Source organism: Ruegeria sp. YTSC230 (genome assembly GCF_059609665.1).
In genome coordinates, this window is sequence record NZ_JBXWMC010000016.1 from 1 (window position 1) to 18,959 (window position 18,959).

Genomic DNA, 18,959 nt, shown 5'->3' on the forward strand with positions numbered 1-18,959 from the left:
GAAGCCGAAGCCGAAGCCGAAGCCGAAGCCGAAGCCGAAGCCGAAGCCGAAGCCGAAGCCGAAGCCGAAGCCGAAGCGGCTGTAGAACTGACCCAGGAAGAGAACTCCACTCCGCCGGAAGAAGCGCATCGTGAAGAGCCGCAGCAGGAAGAAAAACGCAGTGGATTCGTTCCCGCTTTGCTCGGCGGTGTGATCGCGGCGGGAATCGGGTTTGCAGCCGGCAGCGCGGGCTTGTTCGGATCTGGTGATACAGATGCGCTTACGACGCTTGAGGCGAAGCTCAACGATCAGTCCACTCAGATCGAGGCGCTGACCAAATCCCTGTCCGACACATCTGGCGTCGACAGCAAGATTGCAGCGCTGACCGATCAGGTGACGCCGATCACCTCCGATCTGGATACGCTCAAATCCAGTGTCGATGAGTTGGCGGGCAAGATTGATCCTTTGGCCAGCCGCCTAAGTAAAATTGAAAATGACGCGCTGACCCAAGGCGCGTCCCCCGAAGCGTCGGCAGCCTTTGAGGCCGAACTGAAAAAATTACAGGACTCACTGGCGGCGCAGCGGGCCGAAGTAGAAAAAATGGTGTCGGACGCACAAACGCTTGAGGCGAAAGCTTCGGCAGAGGCTCTGGCAGCGACCAACGCGGCGATCCTGTCGCGCCTGCATGGTCAACTGGATGCTGGTCAGCCTTACGCAGACCTTGTCGCCGAACTGAAGGCAGGCGGCGTTGATGTGCCTGAGGCGCTATCGGGCCCCGCCGATAAGGGTGTTGCAAGCGTGTCGACCTTGCGGGCATCGTTCTCACCCGCTGCGCGAACCGCGTTGGCGGAAGCACGGGATGCGGACAAAGCCACTGGTCTGGTGGCGTTCCTGCAGCGACAGACCGGGGCGCGTTCGGTCACCCCACAAGATGGCGATGGTCCGGATGCGATCCTGTCTCGTGCCGAGTCGGCTCTGTCCAGTGGCGACGTCTCAACGGCCCTGACCGAACTTAAATCCCTGCCCGAAGCGGCGCAGGCAGCTATGGCTGATTGGGAGCAGGTAGCCCAGGCGCGGGTTTCCGCGGTGGATGCCGCCAATGCGCTTCAGCCTAGCGTGAACTCGAACTGAAGGACCTGCCATGCTGTGGTCACTGTTTAAGATTCTAGTTTTTGTTGCGATTATCGGTCTTCTGGCCGTGGGTGCGGGTTCCCTCATGGAAACCAGCGGTGGTATACAGATCACAGCCGGCGGGACGGAGTACACTTTGGGGCCGTTGCAATCGGTCATCGCACTGGGCGTTCTGGTTTTTGCAGTTTGGCTTTTGTTCAAGCTGCTGACCCTGTTGATCGCCACGCTGAAGTTCCTCAACGGAGACGAAACCGCACTCTCGCGCTATTTCGATCGCAGTCGCGAGCAGCGTGGGTATCAAGCGTTGTCCGATGGTCTGATGGCGCTGGCATCGGGCGAAGGGCGCGTGGCTTTGAACAAGGCCACCAAGGCAGAGCGGCTTTTGAACAAACCCGAGCTGACCAACCTGCTGGTGGCTCAGGCTGCCGAGATGAACGGTGACACCCAAAAGGCGGCTGACACCTACAAAAAGCTGGTGACGGACAATGCAACCCGCTTTGTCGGTGTGCGCGGTATCATGAAACAGAAACTGGCCGAAGGGGATGACGAAACCGCCCGCAAACTGGCCGAAAAAGCGTTGGCCATGAAGCCGCGCCATCTGGAAACACAGGACATTTTGTTAGGTCTTCAGACCAAGGCGCAAGATTGGGCAGGCGCGCGGTCGACATTGACTGCCAAGTTGAAATCCGGTCACCTGCCGCGTGACGTGTTCAAGCGACGTGATGCTGTGCTGGCCCTATCCGAGGCCAAAGGGATACTGGACGAGAACGCCACGGTCGAACAGCAAGAGCGCGCGATTGAGGCGAACCGCCTGTCTCCTGATCTGGTTCCTGCGGCCGCAATGGCAGCGCGCGCTTACATTGAAAAAGGCAAACCGCGCAATGCGACCAAAATAGTGAAAAAAGCGTGGGAGGTGCAGCCGCACCCCGACCTCGCCCATGTCTTTGCAGAGATTGCGCCGGATGAAACGCCACATGAACGGATCAAACGCTTTACTGCGCTGACCCGCATTCACCCTGAGAATATGGAAACCCGTCTGATTTTGGCGGAGCTGAACATCGTGGCCGAAGACTTCCCCGAGGCGCGTCGCGCACTGGGCGATGTGGTCGAAAAGCAGGCGGATGCGCGCGGTTACACGTTGATGGCCGCTATTGAACGGGGCGAGGGGTCCTCGGACGCGGTAGTACAGGGTTGGCTGGCCAAGGCGCTGACTGCACCGCGCGGGCCACAATGGGTCTGCGACAATTGTCATGACATCCAGCCCGAGTGGGCTCCGGTCTGTCAGAACTGCAGCAGCTTTGACACGCTCAGTTGGCAAACACCGCAAACGCCGGAAATCGCAAGCGCGACGGGTGTCCATATGCTGCCTCTGATTGTTGGTGCGTTGGAAGACAGCAGCGAGCCGGAAGCTGAGGTCGAGGTTGAAGTGGAAGACGTCGAGGAACCGGTTGATCCCGAGATCATCGAATTGGATGTGGAACCAGTCCGCCCCGACGTCGAACCCGTGGTCGAGAAACAGGCCTGACGCGCTATTCCTCAGGCGAGTTCCTGACATAAGTCCAGCGGTACGTCGGAGGTGTGGGGCCTTTGTTGCGGCCACCTTGCTGCATTTGCTCCCACGCATGTGCCAGTATGCCGACTGACCGGGAGAGGCAAAACAAACCACGCGCAAGCGGTGGTTCGAACCCAAGCTCTGCGTAGATGACAGCCGTGGCCCCGTCGATGTTCATCGGGACGGATATGCCTTTGCGGCGTGCAAGCTCTGCCTCGATATCCAACGCGATTTTCCGGAAACGTCCGTCACACGCGCCGCGTTCTACGGCCTCAGCGACCAGAGCCATCAGTCGCGGTGCGCGTGGATCGGTCGGAGTGTGAAACCGGTGGCCGAAACCCGGCAGTATCTTTCCGTGGTCGTCGATCCAGTCGTCAATCGCTGCACCGATCCCGCCCGAGTGGGACCCGACAAAGTGATACAGCTCAACCGCCTGCTCACCGGCGCCGCCGTGGATGTCGCCCAGCATGTTCACCGCGCTGGCCATTGCGTTGTTCAAAGGCAAACCGCAGGTCACTGCCATCCGGGCCGTCGCAATAGAAGGTGCCTGTGGTCCATGATCCACCGCGGCAACCAGGGCCGCTTCGAACAGATTTGCCTGCGCGGGTAACGGGCGGCTGCCGCGAACCAGAAACCAGATCATTTCAGCGAAACTGAGGTTGCCGATCAGGTCCTCGATGGGTTCACCGCGCAGGGCGATGCGCCCGGGTTCCATGTCAATGATGGATGTGCTCCACCAGTCGGAAACATCGCTCATATCACACCATCCTTGGCCAACTCCTTGATCTCATCCGGTGACAAGCCAAGTTCGGACCAGATTGAATCGTTGTCCGCGCCCAATTCCGGCGGTGAGACTTTCGGCATTTTTCGCTGCCCGTCCATCACCACGGGGCTGCCTGCCAGCTGCATGTCCTCTCCTTGCACGTGCAGAGATCCAATCAGCCCCCGGTCAGAGAGTTGTTCGTCGGCCAACGCCTCGGGGACTGTCAGCACTTGCCCCGTGGGTACGCCCAAGCCATTCAATTCGCTGACCCACTTGCTCGCGGGACGCAATATTAGGGACTTCTCCAGCTCATCCCGCAAAGCGTGGCGGTTTCGTTTGCGATCTTCGCGTGTTGTATATTCAGGGTCATCCAACAGGTCCTCGCGGCCAAGATGCCGGGCGAGGGCTTGCCATTGTTCATCGCGATTGGCGGCGATGTTGATCGGGCTGTCGGATGTGGCGAAGGTACCGGACGGTGCCGACGTTGTGTTTTCATTGCCATGCGCGCCGGGCATCACACCGCCGACAAGGTAGTTGGACACAACCCATCCCATGGTTGAGATCACGGCCTCGGACATGGCGATGTCCAGGAATGCGCCGCGTGGTCGTGCGTTCAACGCAGCACTGATTGCGAAGGCGGCTGTCAGCCCCCCAACTGTATCAGCCAACGGATAACCAACACGATAGGGTGCTGTCTCCGGTGCGCCGGTGATCGACATGACCCCGCTGATGCCCTGAACGATCTGGTCATAGGCAGGGTCGTCGCGGCGCGGACCGTCCTGTCCGAACCCGCTGATTGCACAATAGATCAAGGTGGGGTTTTTGGTACGCAGAACCTCGTACCCCAGACCCAACCGATCCATCACGCCGGGCCGGAAGTTTTCAACCAGAACATCCGCCGTTTTCACAAGCTGCTTTAGCAGAGCCTTGCCTCGACTGGATTTCATATCCAGCGTGACCGATTTCTTCTGCGCGTTCTGCGCCAGAAAACTGACCCCCATACCAGCTTTGTTCCGGTCAGGATCAGCCCCAAGCACACGCGCCAGATCACCGCTATTGGGGCGTTCGACCTTGATCACCTCGGCCCCCATCAGAGCCAGTTGGTAACAACAATACGGGCCAGCAAGCACGTTTGTCAGATCAAGAACCCGAACACCCCTGAGCGGTTCAGTCCCCATCAGCCACACCAGCGGCCCGTGCCCGTGCACGACGTGCGCGGTAGCTGGGTAGCAGAACCAGCAGGACGGCAATGGCAAGCAGTCCCAAGGTCATCGGACGTTCCCAGATAAACGCGATGCCATCATACAGCTGCATCGAGCGCGAAAAGTTATCCTCCATCATGCCGCCAAGGATGAACCCGATCAGCAGGGGTGCCAGCGGATAGTCAGCGAACTTCAAGGCCGTTGCGCATACGCCGAAACCCACCAGGATCAGCAATTCGGTGGCATTGTTCTGCCCGATATAGGCCCCCATCAGTGTGAAGAACAAAATGAACGGGATCAGATAGTTGCGCGGAACGGCCAGCACTTTGGCGATGTACGGGATCAGCGGCAGGTTCAGGATCAGCAGGACGAGGTTGCCAATGAACATCGACATGATCACCGCCCAGAAGATCTGAGGCTCATCCAGCATAAGACGCGGGCCCGGGGTGACGTTCAGGGCAATCAAGGCACCCAGCAGGATCGCGGTCGTCCCGGATCCGGGAATACCCAGTGTCAGCAGCGGCACGAAAGATCCGGTGCAAGCCGCATTATTCGCCGATTCAGGCGCGGCCAGGCCTTTGATCGAGCCTTTGCCGAATTCCTCCTGCTCATCCTTGGGGGCAATGTTCCGTTCCACCGCATAGCCGAGGAAACTGGCAATTGTCGCGCCGGCGCCGGGCAGGACGCCAATAAAGAAGCCCTGCACCGATTGACGGCCGATGACCGGGGTGATGGCCTTTGCCTCGGCCTTGGTAATGCGCAGATCCTTGATCTTGCCGTCATCCCCTTTCAGGTCCTTGGGTTTAAGCACCAGGAACAACGCCTCGGGCAAGGCGAACATTGCCATGGCCAGAGTGATGAAGCCAAATCCGGATTGCAGGTCCATGATACCCATTGTGAAACGCGGAAGATTGAAAAGCGCGCCCTCTCCGACGGTGGCCATGATCAATCCCATGGTCGTCATGATGATGGCCTTTGCCACCTGCCCCGAACCGGCAAAGGCTGCGATGGCCGAAAGACCTACCACCATCAGCGCGAAGTATTCGGCTGAATGGAACAGCAGAGCGACCGAAGACAGTGCCGGAGCAAAGACCATCAGCAAAATGGCACCGATCGTGCCGCCTGCGAAACTGGCGATTGCTGCGATGGTCAGGGCCTTGCCCGCCTTGCCCTGCCGGGCCATTGGGTAACCGTCAAAGCTTGAGGCCACGGTGCCCGCGACCCCCGGCGCATTCAGCAGAATGGACGACGTCGAGCCGCCGAAGATCGCGCCATAGTAAACGCCTGCCAACAGGATCAGCGCGGCGGATGGATCGCCCATCGAAATAGCAACCGGGATCATGATTGCGATGATCGACATTGGGCCCAGACCCGGAAGCATGCCGATAAACGTGCCGATCAGACAGCCCGCGACAACCATCAGCAGGTTTTGAATTGAGAATGCCGTTTGCAGGCCGATCAGAAGTCCTTCAAGCATGTCAGCCTCCGAACACGCCCGGCAGGGGGCGCATATAAATTCCAAGAACTTCCTGAACCAGATACCAAACGGATCCGGTGGCAACGAACGCCACGGGCAGCATGATGTGCCATTTGCGTTCACCCAGAATGAAAGACCCAAGGATCAGGAAACTGGATGTCGCGATCAGAAAACCGACCGGGCGCAGGCACAGGGCATAGACAACCATCAGCACCAGAAGAGAAATTGCCTGACCCAGGTGATATTCCCCAAGTCTGCGGTAATCGATATCGGCCTCTTTGACTTCGCTCTTTTCCAAGCCAAGCAGGATGATTGAACACGCGACCACGCCCAGAATAGACAGCACCTTTGGAAACGTGCTGGGCCAGATCGGATTTCTTTGCATGAAAGGAGGAAGGCTTCCGTCCATCGTGAACCAGGCGGTGTACCCATATGTCAGGCAAACACCCAGCAAAATAAGCGCGATCCAGCGATCCAGCGCCATAACGTCCCCTCCCCTGTATCTTGGTTTTTTGGGACGACAGAGCGATCAAACGCTCTGCCGTAGATTGCTTTAGAGGAAGCCCAGCTTCTTCATCAGGTCGCTGATCTGCTGTTCCTGACCTTCCAGAAACGCTTCGAAATCGGCACCCGAGTTGTGGATGTTGACCCAACCGTTACGGGCACGAACCTCTTCCCATTCGGGCGTGTCATACATCTTGGCGATGGCTTGCTGATAGGCGGCCAGCTTGTCCTCGGGCAGGCCGGGGGCAGCAAAGAATCCACGCCAGTTCACGAAAGTGGTGTCGATGCCCTGTTCTTTCATGGTCTGTGCGTCAGGTGCGGCATCAACGCGTTCCTCTGCGGTCACACCGATGATTTTAACCTCACCCGCGTTGGCCAGATCGACGGCTTCCGAGAAACCGGTCGACAGTGCAGCGATCTCACCCGACAGCAATGCAGCCATAGCTTTTCCGCCCGCGTCATAAGGGATGTATTTAACGCCCAGCGCGTCCTTGCCAGCGGCTTCCATAACCATTGCAGCGACCAGATGGTCCATGCCGCCCGGAACCGAGCCGCCACCAATCGCGGTTGCGCCCGGATCCGCGTCATAGGCGGCCAGCAGGTCCGCCATCGAGTTGATCGGGCTATCTTTGCCTACAACAATCGCTGCGTAGTCGCCGATTGTGCCCGAGACCAGTGTCAGGTCACGGAAGTTATGCGGGAACACACCGGTCAGCGAGCGGATCACGATGGGGGTTGAGTTGACCATCAGCGTGCCGTGGTTGCTGTCGGCGTTTTCAATCAAGAATCCGATGGCTTTACCGCCGCCGCCGCCCGACATGTTCTCATAAGATGCTGTGCCCACCAGACCAGCATTGGTCAAGGCCTCGCCAGTTCCGCGGGCGGTACCGTCCCAGCCACCGCCGGCGCCGCCGGGGATCAGAAAGTGGATGCTGTCGACGACTTCTTCGGATGCGGCAGGTCCAACCAGACCAATTGCTGCAACAGCTGCGATCAGGGCCCGACGGCCCAGGTTAAATGTTGTCATTATGTCCTCCCATTTGACAACTGGCCGCTCAGCGGCACAGATTATCCTGCACCTAAACACGCCAACCTGACATCAACCTGTCATGCAAAAAGAAACTGATTTTCGCCCATGAAATTTCTGCTTGTCGAAGACAATCTCGACCTCGCGAACGCGATCAGTTCCCGCATGCAGCTGGATGGTCATGTTGTTGATCACGCAGCAAATTTAGAGGATGCGCGCGCCTTTGTTGCGACCGAAGAATACGACCTTATCCTGCTGGATATCATGTTACCCGATGGGGATGGCCGCGAGTTCCTAAGGCAGCACCGCGCAAGCCGTTTGGACACGCCGGTGATCGTTCTGACCGCGCGCAGTCAGGTTTCGGATCGAATCGGTTCGCTCGATCTGGGGGCGGACGACTACGTCACCAAGCCTTTCGATCATGCTGAACTTGAGGCCCGCTGCCGCGCCGTTCTGCGTCGGAAGTCCGGAAGCTCAAAGTCGACGATTGAAGTTGGCGGAATTATCTTTGATCCGGTTGCTGGTCATTTGACCGTCGATGGTGTCACGCTCTCCCTACGCAATCGCGAGTTGAGAATGATCGAGCTGTTCATAAACGCGCCGGGTCAGGTGTTTTCCAAGCAGAAGCTGGCGGACAGGTTGTTTTCTTATGATGACAACGTGTCGGACAACGCGATTGAGGTCTATGTCGGACGCCTGCGCAAGCATCTTGAAAAATCCGGCATGAAAATCACTACGTTGCGCGGGCTGGGATACAGGTTGGATCATGACGACTAGCCCAACTGTTTCGGGATCACTAAGAAATAGGCTGGTGTTGACGCTGATCGGCGGAGCGGCGGTCCTGGCGATCCTATTGTTCCTGACGGTGCGCAGTTATGCCGCAAAAGTCGCCCAACAGGGACAGGACGATATATTGGGGGCGTCCGTCTCGTCGATCCTTGATGCCGCAGCGCTTAGGGATGGTCACCTAGAGGTGGACATCCCCTATGCCGCGTTTTCCATGCTCAGCACGCCGTCGGATGACCGGGTGTTCTATGCCATTTATCAGGATGGAGAATTCTTGTCCGGATATGAGGATCTGAGCCTCGCAGACGGCCCGATTGAAGGCAGGTGGGCCTTTCAAACCGGTCAGGTCCGCGGCGAGCGTGTCCGACAGGTCAGCGCCAGCCGAACGCTGGTCGGTTTGGGCCGCCAGACCGAGATTGAGGTCGCGTTGGGGCAAACGCAGGACGCGTTATCCGACACGCTGGATCAGATTTCACGCAATGCAGCGTATTTGGGGATCGGGTTCTTTCTGCTGACCGCCGCGCTGTCATTCTGGGTGACATCATCAACGATCGGCCAGTTGAACAAACTGACGACCTCGGTCACACGCAGAGGTCCGCAGGATCTGAGCCCGTTCAAGAAACCCGTGCCAAAAGAGATGGCGCCGCTGGTGACGTCGCTGAATTCGCTCATGGGTCGTCTGGACCAATCGCTTAGCCAATCCGAGGACTTTATCGCCGAAGCCGCGCACCGGGTGCGAACGCCGCTTGCCACCGTCAGGTCTTATGCCGAGGCGACCCTTCACCGCGTGGAACGGGAAGACAACCGCGAAGCCTTGAAGGCCATGGTACGTGCCATCGACGAAAGCTCGCGCGCGGCAGGGCAGTTGCTGGATCACGCGATGATCACCTTCCGAGCGGATCATCTGGAACGGGAAGAGATTGATTTGGTCGTACTGATCCGCGATCTGGTGCAGCGCCTGATCCCGATTGCCGAAATGAAGGAGCTGACGCTTTCATTGTCGGGTGAGCCCTCGGTTCCTTACTCGGGCGACTCGATCCTGATCCAAAATGCTGTGCGAAATATGGTCGATAACGCGATGAAATACGCACCATCTGACAGCGCTGTTGAGATCACGATCATTGCACATCCCGAACCCCAGATTCAGGTGCGCGACTCGGGTCCAGGCTTTCCGCCTGATGAAATCGACACGCTGACGCGACGGTTCGAACGCGGACAGAACGCGGTTGGGACCATCGGGTCCGGTCTGGGGTTGACGATCGCACAGGATGTGGCAACGGCGCATGGGGGCGCATTGATCCTAAAGAACCGGTCAAAGGGGGGCGCATGCGTTATCTTATCGCTCTAGTTTTGTTGGTGGCTCCCTGCCTCGGATGGGCCGACGATTGGGAAGACCGTCTGGTCTTTAATGAAAGCGCCGAAGGTCCGCGCCTTCGGGTGATTTCCAGCACCGATACTGTTTTGTTCGCGCCGGTGATCGAGGGGTTTGTTGCGGAGAACCCCCGGATTAGTGTCGAATACCTCGTTTCCGGAACCGCCGACATCAACCGTCGAGTCCGCGCAACGCCCGATGCCTTCGATGTGATCATCTCGAGCGCGATGGATCTGCAGTTGAAACTGGCAAATGACGGCTTTGCCCTGTCTATCGACGATGTGCCCGTCCCGCACTGGGCGCAATGGCACCACAGCCTTTTCGCATTCACCTCGGAACCCGCGACAATCGTGATAAACCGAACCGCGTTTGAAGGGCAGCCCATCCCCCAGACCCGGCAAAGCCTGATCGAGGCATTGCGCAAACGGCCCGAAGAATTTCGGGGCAAAGTTGGCACCTATGACGTGCGCCAATCTGGTCTGGGATATCTGTTTGCAACCCAGGATGCGCGCGCGTCTGAGACGTATTGGCGCTTGATGGAGGTTATGGGCGGCCTGGATGTCCGGCTTTATTGCTGCTCGGGCGAAATGATCAATGACCTAGCGGATGGCTCGATCCTGGTTGCTTACAATGTTCTGGGCAGTTACGCCGCTGTCCGAGCCGAGGGCAAAGACGCCCTTGAGGTCGTGTTGCCGTCTGATTTTCAAACAATTATGATGCGCACAGCGATGGTTTCGAAAGCCACGCCAGAACCCACAGCAGCCGAGTTGCTGCTGCGATACCTCGTAACTGAGCGGCCAGCAGTGGCCGAAGAGGCCAGCCCGCTTCCTCTTTTGCAGCCAAGTGATGGTTCTGACGGGCGCGAGAGAATCGGCCTTGATCCCGCTTTACTGACCTTTCTTGACGGGTTGAAACGAACAAAGTTTCTTTCTGCATGGGAAGATGCCGTTATTCAGTAATAAGACTGTCACCTAAGCCCGACGGGTCGGTAAAAACTGAAACCGGCACCGATGCTGTTGGAATTCCTTTCCAACATCAATTGTCGCAATCAATTCCGTTTGCTAACGTCACCCACGCGTCGGGGAGGGCGTGTAAATCCAAATGTTGGACTATTCTCATAACGCTTGGCTTGTGGCGGCGTCTCTCGCTGTTGCGATGATGGCCGGATTCACCGGCCTTTATCTAACGCATGGGGCCTCAAAACTGGACGATCAGAAACGCAAACTGGTCGTGGCGTTGGCTGCGATCATTCTGGGCGGTGGTATCTGGTCGATGCATTTCGTGGCCATGCTGGGCCTGCAACTGCCGATCCTGTTTTACTACGATGCTTTGATCACCCTGATCTCAGCGCTGGTCGCGATCCTGATGGTTGGTCTGGCGCTGCTGATCCTACATTTCCGCCCCCGCACAATGGGAACAATTGTTGGTGCGGGCGTGATCGTGGGTCTGGGGATTGTTGTCATGCATTACGTCGGCATGGCCGGGATGGAGCTGTGCCGCCCCGTTTACAATCTTTGGGACGTGGTGATTTCGACCCTAGCCTCGGTCGTTCTGTCGGTGCTGGCAATCTGGGTTGCCTATGATAACCGAACGCAACGCAACATTCTGCTGGGAACGGTGTGTTTCGGGTTGGCGGTCTTCACCATGCATTTTGTCGCCACCGGCCTGACTGATTTTGTCGCAAGCGATACCGCCGGTCGCGCCGGGCCGGCGCTAAACAATCAGGTGCTGGCGATGGGGGTCACTGTTTCCGTGTTCCTGATCTGTGGTGCATTCCTGCTAACGGGCATCACCTTCATCGAACCTACGGCAGCAGAGATATCGCCCAGCGCGCCGGAACCAGAGCCCACATTGCGGGCTGGGGTACCGTTTGAGCGGGAGGGACAAACCTTTTTCGCCCAGCCTTCAAATATCGCAGCCATCCGGGCCGAAGGGCATTACACCGTTCTCTATATGAACGCCGAGAAACTGTTTTGCCCGTGGTCCATTACCGAAGCTGAATCGCGATTGGCGCCTGACGGTTTTTTGCGGGCTCATCGCAGTTATCTGGTGAACCCTAAACAGGTCTCGCGGTTCGAGAGGCACAAGGACAACGGCACCTGCTATTTCGATAGTGTCGATGCGCTAGCCAAGGTGCCGGTCAGCCGATCCCGCCTGACGGACATTCGCGAGGCGCTGGGCCTTTGATCGCAGCTCGTGCAGCGCATTCGCATTTCGTGAAATAAGCCGCGCTCTCCGTTTCCACTGGCTGGAACGGATGGCTTCAGCATTCTTTCCTTACCGCAGGTCCCCCAAGGCATACCGCTTGGACCCAGGGAGGAAAAACATGATACCAGCCGGTTTTGAGTATCACCGGCCAGGCGATATCGCCTCGGCCATTGGCATTTTGCAGGAACACGGAGATGAAGCGCGCGTGATCGCGGGCGGGCACAGCCTGATCCCGATGATGAAGCTGCGCATGGCCGAAATGGGCCACCTAGTCGATCTGCAAGCTATCGAGGAGCTGAAGGGCATCGAGGTTGGTGCCGACACGGTTTCGCTTGGCGCAATGGTGACCCAGCATGAGCTGATCACTCATGACGGCTTGGCTACAGCCATTCCGTTGATCCGAGAGGCCGCGCTGCAGATCGCGGATCCTCAGGTGCGATATGTGGGAACTGTTGGTGGGAACGTCGCCAATGGTGATCCGGGCAATGATATGCCGGGGTTGATGCAATGCCTGAACGCGACGTTCGAACTGTCTGGCCCCGATGGTCGCCGCAGTGTCGCTGCGCGTGAGTTTTATGAGGCCGCTTACTTCACTGCGCGTGACGATGAGGAAATCCTTACCCGGATTTCGATCCCGGTGCCGGGCGCGGGTGTGGGTCAGGCCTATGAAAAGCAGAAACGCAAGATCGGTGATTATGCGACAGCGGCAGCTGCCGTGATGGTTGGCAATGGTCAGGCCTCGGTCGCGATGACCAATCTGGCGGACACACCCGTCTGGTCTGAAAGCGCAAGCAATGCGCTGGCGGATGGGGATGTCAGCGGTTGTGTCGCCGCGATGCTCGAAGCCATCGACCCGGTGGCCGACAATCGTGGTCCCGTCGAATTCAAGAAACACGTGGCCGCTGTGATGCTGCGCCGCGCCATCGAACGCGCGCAAAGCCGCGCGGATTGAGGGGAGGAACAACGATGTCAAAAATGCACGTAAAACTCACCGTGAACGGCAAGCAGGTCGAAGGTCTGGCCGAGCCGCGCACGCTGTTGATCCATTTCCTGCGGGAAGATTTGAAAATCACAGGCCCGCATATCGGATGCGAAACCAGCCATTGCGGGGCCTGTACCGTGGATATCGACGGCAAGTCCGTCAAGTCCTGTACGACCTTTGTGGCACAGGTGAACGGGGCCGATATCACTACTGTCGAAGGGCTGACCAATGACGACGGCAGCCTCGGGGTTCTGCAAGAGATGTTCCGCGAACATCACGGGCTGCAATGCGGCTTTTGCACGCCGGGCATGATCACCCGCGCGCATCGTCTTCTGCAAGAAAACCCGAACCCGACCGAGGAAGACATCCGCTTTGGCATGTCCGGCAACCTGTGCCGCTGCACCGGATATCAGAACATCGTCAAGGCGATCGCGGCATCTGCCGACATGCTAAACGCTCAGAAGGAGGCTGCGGAATGAACGACCAGACTCTGACCCCCGAAGAACGCGTCGCCAATCTCAAAGGGATGGGCAGTTCGCGCAAGCGCGTCGAAGATGTGCGCTTTACCCAGGGCAAGGGCAATTATGTCGATGACATCAAGATGGACGGGATGCTGTTTGGCGCCTTTGTCCGCTCTCCCTATGCCCATGCCCGCGTCGTCAGCGTGAACAAAGAGGCTGCGATGGCGATACCTGGCGTTGTTGCCGTTCTGACCGCCGAAGACCTTGCGCCATTGGGATTGCATTGGATGCCGACGTTGGCGGGCGACAAGCAAATGGTGCTGGCCGATGGCAAGGTTCTGTTCCAGGGCCAGGAAGTTGCCTATGTCGTCGCTGAAAATCGGTATATCGCTGCGGATGCGGCCGAGTTGGTCGAGGTTGACTATGAAGAGCTGCCCGTTCTGACCGATCCTTTCGAGGCTCTGAAATCGGACGTTGTCCTGCGTGAAGACCTTGCGGGTCAGACAGAGGGCGCACATGGGCCGCGAAAGCACCACAACCATATCTTCACCTGGGAACAGGGCGACAAGGACGCGACCGAGGCAGTTCTGGGTGAGGCCGATGTCGTGGCTGAGGAGATGGTCTATTACCATCGGACCCATCCCTGCCCGCTGGAGACATGCGGCTGTGTTGCCTCGATGGATAAGGTGACCGGCAAGCTGACGCTTTATGGCACGTTTCAGGCCCCGCACGCGATCCGTACCGTTGTATCGCTGATCTCGGGTCTGGCCGAGCACAATATCCGGGTGATCAGTCCTGATATCGGTGGTGGCTTTGGCAATAAGGTTGGCGCCTATGCGGGCTATGTCTGCTCGGTTGTCGCCTCGATCGTCACCGGCCAACCGGTGAAATGGGTTGAGAACCGGATGGAAAACCTGATGTCCACCGCGTTTGCCCGCGACTACTGGATGCAAGGCAAGATAGCTGCCACGAAAGACGGCAAGATCACCGGCTTGTGGTGTCATACCACAGCGGATCATGGTGGATTTGACGCCTGTGCCGACCCGACCAAATTTCCGGCTGGTTTCATGAACATCTGCACTGGGTCATATGACATCCCAACTGCTTATCTGGCTGTGGATGGGGTTTACACCAACAAGGCACCGGGCGGTGTTGCCTATCGTTGTTCGTTCCGGGTGACCGAGGCTGCGTATTTCATCGAACGGATGATCGAGGTACTGGCCATCAAGCTGAACATGGACGCGGCCGAGTTGCGCCGGATCAACTTCATCAAGGCCGATCAGTTCCCGTATCAGTCCGCGCTGGGCTGGGAGTATGACTCGGGCGATTACCACACCGCTTGGGACAAAGCGCTGAAGGCCGTGGACTATGAAGGTCTGCGGGCGGAACAGGCGCAACGGATCGAGGATTTTAAGGCTGGTAAGACTCGCAAACTGCTGGGCATCGGCCTGACGCATTTCACCGAAATCGTCGGGGCCGGACCGGTGAAGAACTGTGATATCCTCGGGCTGGGCATGTTCGACTCGTGCGAAATCCGGATTCACCCGACGGGTTCCGCCATCGCGCGGCTGGGGACAATCAGCCAGGGTCAGGGCCACGCCACAACCTTTGCCCAGATCATCGCCAGTGAGATCGGGCTTCCTGCAGACGATATCACGTTGGAGGAAGGTGATACCGACACGGCACCCTATGGGCTTGGCACCTATGGGTCTCGTTCGACGCCGGTTGCCGGAGCTGCGACAGCTATGGCCGCGCGAAAAATCCGCGCCAAGGCGCAGATGATCGCGGCCTATCTGCTCGAGGTCCATGACAACGATGTCGAATGGGATGTCGATCGTTTCTCGGTCAAAGGCGCGCCTGAGCGGTTCAAGACCATGAAAGAGATCGCTTTTGCCGCTTACAACCAGGCTATTCCGGGGCTGGAACCCGGTCTGGAGGCCGTCAGCTACTATGACCCCCCAAATATGACTTACCCTTTCGGGGCCTATATCTGTGTCATGGAGATCGACGTGGATACCGGCGAATGGGACGTTCGGCAGTTCTACGCGCTGGACGATTGCGGCACGCGGATCAACCCGATGATCATCGAAGGGCAGGTCCATGGCGGCGTGACCGAAGCGTTGGCTATCGCGATGGGGCAGGAGATTGCCTATGACGAGATGGGCAACGTCAAGACCGCGACGCTGATGGATTTCTTCCTGCCAACAGCATGGGAGACACCCAACTACACCACCGATCACACGGTCACGCCATCTCCGCACCACCCGATCGGTGCCAAGGGCGTGGGCGAGAGCCCGAATGTCGGCGGCGTGCCTGCGTTCTCGAACGCGGTACATGATGCGTTCCGGCCCTTTGGGTTGGTGCAAAGCCATATGCCGCATGATCATTGGCGGATCTGGAAGATCGCCAACGGGTTGGGGATGCACGGGTAAACGGTTTCGAACCGGCTGTTGCCGGTCCGACCGAACGGAGGGGGTAGAACCCCCTCCGAACCTCCCCCGGGATATTTTTGGCCAGATGAAGATTGGATCCTGGTTTTGACTTTGAGTGATGTTCAGAACGGATTGGCCGCGCAGGGCTATGTTTCCGATGACCGGTTGGCGATGGCGCTGCATTTGGCACAGCAATTAGGGCGGCCATTGTTGTTGGAAGGTCCTGCTGGCGTTGGAAAGACCGAAGTGGCAAAGGCTCTGGCCGCGTGGCAGGACACCCGGTTGATCCGGCTGCAATGTTATGAAGGGCTCGATGCCGGTCATGCCATTTATGAATGGAACTATCAGCGTCAGCTTCTGGCGATCCGAGCGAGCGAGGCGCAGGGCGGAACGAGCGAAGCACAGCTTTTCTCAGATGAATATCTGCTGAAACGACCCTTATTAGAGGCTATTTCACAAGATGCCCCTCCGGTTCTGCTAATTGATGAAATTGACCGGGCCGACGAAGAATTCGAAGCGTATCTGTTGGAAATCCTCTCGGATTTTCAAATCACAATTCCCGAACTGGGTACGATCCCGGCGCGTTCAAAGCCGATCGTTATTCTAACAGCGAATGGCACGCGGGACTTGTCCGATGCATTGCGCCGCCGATGTCTGTACAGTTTCCTCGACTACCCATCGCGTGAAACCGAAATGGCGATCCTGAAAGCCCGCATGCCCCAAGTTGAAGGGCAGCTGGCGCGCCAGATTGTTGGCGTTGTGCAGGCTTTGCGCAAAGAAGACTTGGAGAAGACTCCCGGCATTGCCGAGATGCTGGACTGGGCGGCAGCCCTTTCAGGATTGGGTGTCAACGACATGGCGCAGTCCCGCGAAGAGGTTCAGGCAACCCTTGTCTGTCTTCTGAAAACCGCAGCTGATTATGACGCGGCCCCGCCTGAAGTGATGGATCGCCTGATTGGAAAGGTGGCGTGATGCAGGTCACCCGGTTCCCTTCTCGTGCCTCTGGTCTGGCGGACCGCATGTCTGGTTTCATTGCACATTTGCGCATGAACGGGATGCGCGTCGGACCGGCAGAGACCGGGGATGCCTTGGCGGTGCTGGCGGAAGTAGAGGCGACGGATCTGCCGCAGGCCAGACAGGCGCTGTGTGTATTGCTGGCCGGTGACGCGGAAGACTGGCGACGGTTTGACGATCTTTTCGATGCATATTGGCTAAATGCCGGGAAACAACGGACCGGAATGGCGCAAACCGCGCATGTTCGGGTGCAATCCGCCAAGCCGATGATCTGGCAGCAAGAAAGCCAAGACATTCAGGAAACCAGTTCCGATTCGGATCAGGACGCAACCCCTGATCCCGGCGACGGGGAGGCCGTGGGGAGAGACGGTAAGCTGATTGCGACCCGTACAGCTAACCTGTCGCGTCGGGATTTGCGTGAACTGGTGGATGAAGACGCACTGAAGCAGGCCGAACAAGCGGCGACAGCGCTGGCGCGCGCCATCCGCGACCGCCGCTCACGCCGGCGGAAAAAAGCGCTAAGGGGGCCTGCTCTGGACATGCGCCGGATACAGCGCGCCAGCCTTGCACGGGGCGGCGAGCCGATGGACCTGTATCGCCGCGCCCGCCCACCGCGTCCGATGCGGATCGTTGCACTGTGCGATGTAAGCGGTTCGATGACGGTATATTCGCGCGTCTTTCTGGCTTTCCTGAAAGGCTTGATTGGCACAGGAACCGAAGCGGACGCATATCTGTTCCATACGCGCTTGATGCGCGTCACGGATGCGTTGCGCGACCACGATTCGCTGCGCGCAGCAGGGCGGTTGTCGCTGATGGCCGAAGGGTTTGGCGGAGGCACGGATATCTCAGGCAGTCTTGAGCATTTTCTAAATGGATATGGCGCGCGCGCACTGAACGGTCGGACCATCGTACTGATCCTGTCTGACGGGTATTGCAGCTCGGACCCGCAAGCGTTGGGCGATGTATTGGCCCGGATTCGACGCAAGGCCCGGCGGATCGTCTGGCTGAACCCGTTGAAAGGCTGGCGCGACTACCAGCCCATTGCCGCCGCAATGCAGGCAGCTGAGCCGTATCTGGACGCGCACCTGCCCGCAAATACGCTTGAGGCGCTGGCGGCGCTGGAGCCGCAATTCCGTAAGCTGTGAAAGGAGCCCACATGGCAAGCTTCGACATATTCGACACGATTGAGCAGCTGCGCAAAACTGATGAAGCCTTTTGCGTGGCCACGGTGTTGCGGACTGCGGATGCAACTTCGGCGAAAGCCGGGGGCAAGGCTGCGATTACAAAAGATGGACGGATCCTGGGCCATTTGGGCGGGGGCTGCGTTCAACGTGCGGTTCGATGCTCGGCCCAGCAGGCGTTGTCCAGCGGAACGCCGCAAATGATCCGCGTCAAACCTTCGGAAAAGGTGGTGAACATGGCCGATCCTGATGGCATTCAGACGTTCAAAAGCGGTTGCCCGTCCGGCGGCACTGTCGATCTGCTTGTCGAGCCGTATCAGCACGCACCGCGATTGGTGATTTTTGGCGAGTCGCTGATTGCAGTGGCTCTGGCAGCCCATGGGGCACTGGCTGGGTTTCGCGTCTGTCTCAGTGACGGGTCAGAGACTAAAGGTGACTGTCAACGGTTCACTCTGGACTCCGTCCAAAACCTAGGGGTGGAGCCGCGGGATTTCGTTGTCGTGGCCTCGCAAGGACAAGGGGATGCCGCGGCCCTAGCCGCCGCTCTGCAAACGGACGCCAAGCGGGTGTCGATGGTGGCCAGCCATCGCAAGGCCGAAACGCTGGTGGCCAAGCTGATATCGCAAGGTTTGGACCCGATACGAGCTGCGCGGCTGAAGTCACCGGCAGGTCTGAACATCCACGCGATCGACCCGCATGAGATCGCCGTGTCGATTCTGGCTGAAATTGTGCTTTGGCGAAACAGTGACAAATCCAAAACGGAGTCCCATGATGAGAAACGTGCTTAAACGCCTGAGGTCCCTGTGGCCCGCGCGTCCCGAACAAACTCCGGAAGAGGCGACAGAGACCGCGCTTCTGGTTTATCCAAGATGCTGTTGAACAAAGGAA

17 protein-coding genes are annotated in these 18,959 nt (G+C 58.3%); 12 read left to right on the forward strand and 5 right to left on the reverse strand.

Annotated elements, in window-relative coordinates:
* The coding region (locus tag AC2FD9_RS22155; RefSeq protein ID WP_496838847.1) for a COG4223 family protein at window positions 1–1,110 on the forward strand (1,110 nt) is incomplete at its 5' end.
* 10 nt (window positions 1,111–1,120) lie between these two features.
* Window positions 1,121–2,635, forward strand: a complete 1,515-nt coding sequence (locus tag AC2FD9_RS22160) for a heme biosynthesis protein HemY (RefSeq protein ID WP_496838848.1) — start codon at window positions 1,121–1,123, stop codon at window positions 2,633–2,635.
* Between the two features lie 4 nt (window positions 2,636–2,639).
* On the opposite strand, the gene AC2FD9_RS22165 is transcribed toward AC2FD9_RS22160, so the two are convergent.
* The 5 genes from AC2FD9_RS22165 to AC2FD9_RS22185 form a co-directional block, all read right to left on the reverse strand.
* The gene (locus AC2FD9_RS22165) at window positions 2,640–3,419 is read right to left on the reverse strand and encodes a citryl-CoA lyase (protein ID WP_282121204.1); all 780 of its coding nucleotides are present in this window, start codon (window positions 3,417–3,419) and stop codon (window positions 2,640–2,642) included.
* A complete protein-coding gene (locus AC2FD9_RS22170) occupies window positions 3,416–4,603 on the reverse strand; it encodes a CaiB/BaiF CoA transferase family protein (protein ID WP_496838849.1) in 1,188 nt (395 codons plus the stop codon). The genes AC2FD9_RS22165 and AC2FD9_RS22170 overlap by 4 nt, the downstream gene beginning before the upstream one ends.
* Window positions 4,593–6,104 (reverse strand): tripartite tricarboxylate transporter permease, encoded by a 1,512-nt coding sequence (locus AC2FD9_RS22175; protein ID WP_058275183.1) that lies wholly within the window; start codon window positions 6,102–6,104, stop codon window positions 4,593–4,595. Before AC2FD9_RS22175 ends, AC2FD9_RS22170 begins: the two co-directional genes overlap by 11 nt.
* A gap of 1 nt (window position 6,105) precedes the next feature.
* Window positions 6,106–6,588: a tripartite tricarboxylate transporter TctB family protein gene (locus AC2FD9_RS22180; RefSeq protein WP_496727345.1), complete on the reverse strand. Its 483-nt coding sequence runs from the start codon at window positions 6,586–6,588 to the stop codon at window positions 6,106–6,108.
* Window positions 6,589–6,657: 69 nt separating this feature from the next.
* Window positions 6,658–7,635, reverse strand: a complete 978-nt coding sequence (locus AC2FD9_RS22185) for a tripartite tricarboxylate transporter substrate binding protein (protein WP_058275185.1) — start codon at window positions 7,633–7,635, stop codon at window positions 6,658–6,660.
* A 108-nt stretch (window positions 7,636–7,743) separates the two neighbouring features.
* Between AC2FD9_RS22185 and AC2FD9_RS22190 the strand changes: the two genes are divergently transcribed.
* The 10 genes from AC2FD9_RS22190 (at window position 7,744) to AC2FD9_RS22235 (ending at window position 18,859) form a co-directional block, all read left to right on the forward strand.
* A complete protein-coding gene (locus AC2FD9_RS22190) occupies window positions 7,744–8,412 on the forward strand; it encodes a response regulator transcription factor (protein ID WP_282154090.1) in 669 nt (222 codons plus the stop codon).
* On the forward strand, window positions 8,402–9,769 hold the full coding sequence (locus AC2FD9_RS22195) for a sensor histidine kinase (RefSeq protein WP_058275187.1): 1,368 nt from the start codon (window positions 8,402–8,404) through the stop codon (window positions 9,767–9,769). Before AC2FD9_RS22190 ends, AC2FD9_RS22195 begins: the two co-directional genes overlap by 11 nt.
* Window positions 9,748–10,752, forward strand: a complete 1,005-nt coding sequence (locus AC2FD9_RS22200; RefSeq protein ID WP_496838850.1) for an ABC transporter substrate-binding protein — start codon at window positions 9,748–9,750, stop codon at window positions 10,750–10,752. Before AC2FD9_RS22195 ends, AC2FD9_RS22200 begins: the two co-directional genes overlap by 22 nt.
* Window positions 10,753–10,894: 142 nt before the next feature.
* A complete protein-coding gene (locus tag AC2FD9_RS22205; protein ID WP_496838851.1) occupies window positions 10,895–11,980 on the forward strand; it encodes an MHYT domain-containing protein in 1,086 nt (361 codons plus the stop codon).
* 139 nt (window positions 11,981–12,119) lie between these two features.
* Window positions 12,120–12,953 carry an FAD binding domain-containing protein gene (locus AC2FD9_RS22210; protein WP_058275190.1) on the forward strand — a complete coding sequence of 278 codons (834 nt, stop codon included), beginning with the start codon at window positions 12,120–12,122 and terminating at the stop codon, window positions 12,951–12,953.
* 14 nt (window positions 12,954–12,967) lie between these two features.
* Window positions 12,968–13,462 carry a (2Fe-2S)-binding protein gene (locus AC2FD9_RS22215; protein ID WP_109313028.1) on the forward strand — a complete coding sequence of 165 codons (495 nt, stop codon included), beginning with the start codon at window positions 12,968–12,970 and terminating at the stop codon, window positions 13,460–13,462.
* On the forward strand, window positions 13,459–15,876 hold the full coding sequence (locus AC2FD9_RS22220; protein ID WP_496838852.1) for an aerobic carbon-monoxide dehydrogenase large subunit: 2,418 nt from the start codon (window positions 13,459–13,461) through the stop codon (window positions 15,874–15,876). Before AC2FD9_RS22215 ends, AC2FD9_RS22220 begins: the two co-directional genes overlap by 4 nt.
* A 105-nt stretch (window positions 15,877–15,981) precedes the next feature.
* Window positions 15,982–16,848, forward strand: coding sequence for an AAA family ATPase (locus AC2FD9_RS22225; protein ID WP_496724366.1), 867 nt, complete (start codon window positions 15,982–15,984; stop codon window positions 16,846–16,848).
* Entirely contained in the window at window positions 16,848–18,035 is a 1,188-nt protein-coding gene (locus AC2FD9_RS22230; protein WP_496838853.1) for a vWA domain-containing protein, read from the forward strand. The genes AC2FD9_RS22225 and AC2FD9_RS22230 overlap by 1 nt, the downstream gene beginning before the upstream one ends.
* Window positions 18,036–18,046: 11 nt before the next feature.
* Window positions 18,047–18,859, forward strand: coding sequence for an XdhC family protein (locus AC2FD9_RS22235; RefSeq protein WP_496838854.1), 813 nt, complete (start codon window positions 18,047–18,049; stop codon window positions 18,857–18,859).
* The last annotated feature ends 100 nt before the right edge of the window (window positions 18,860–18,959 follow it).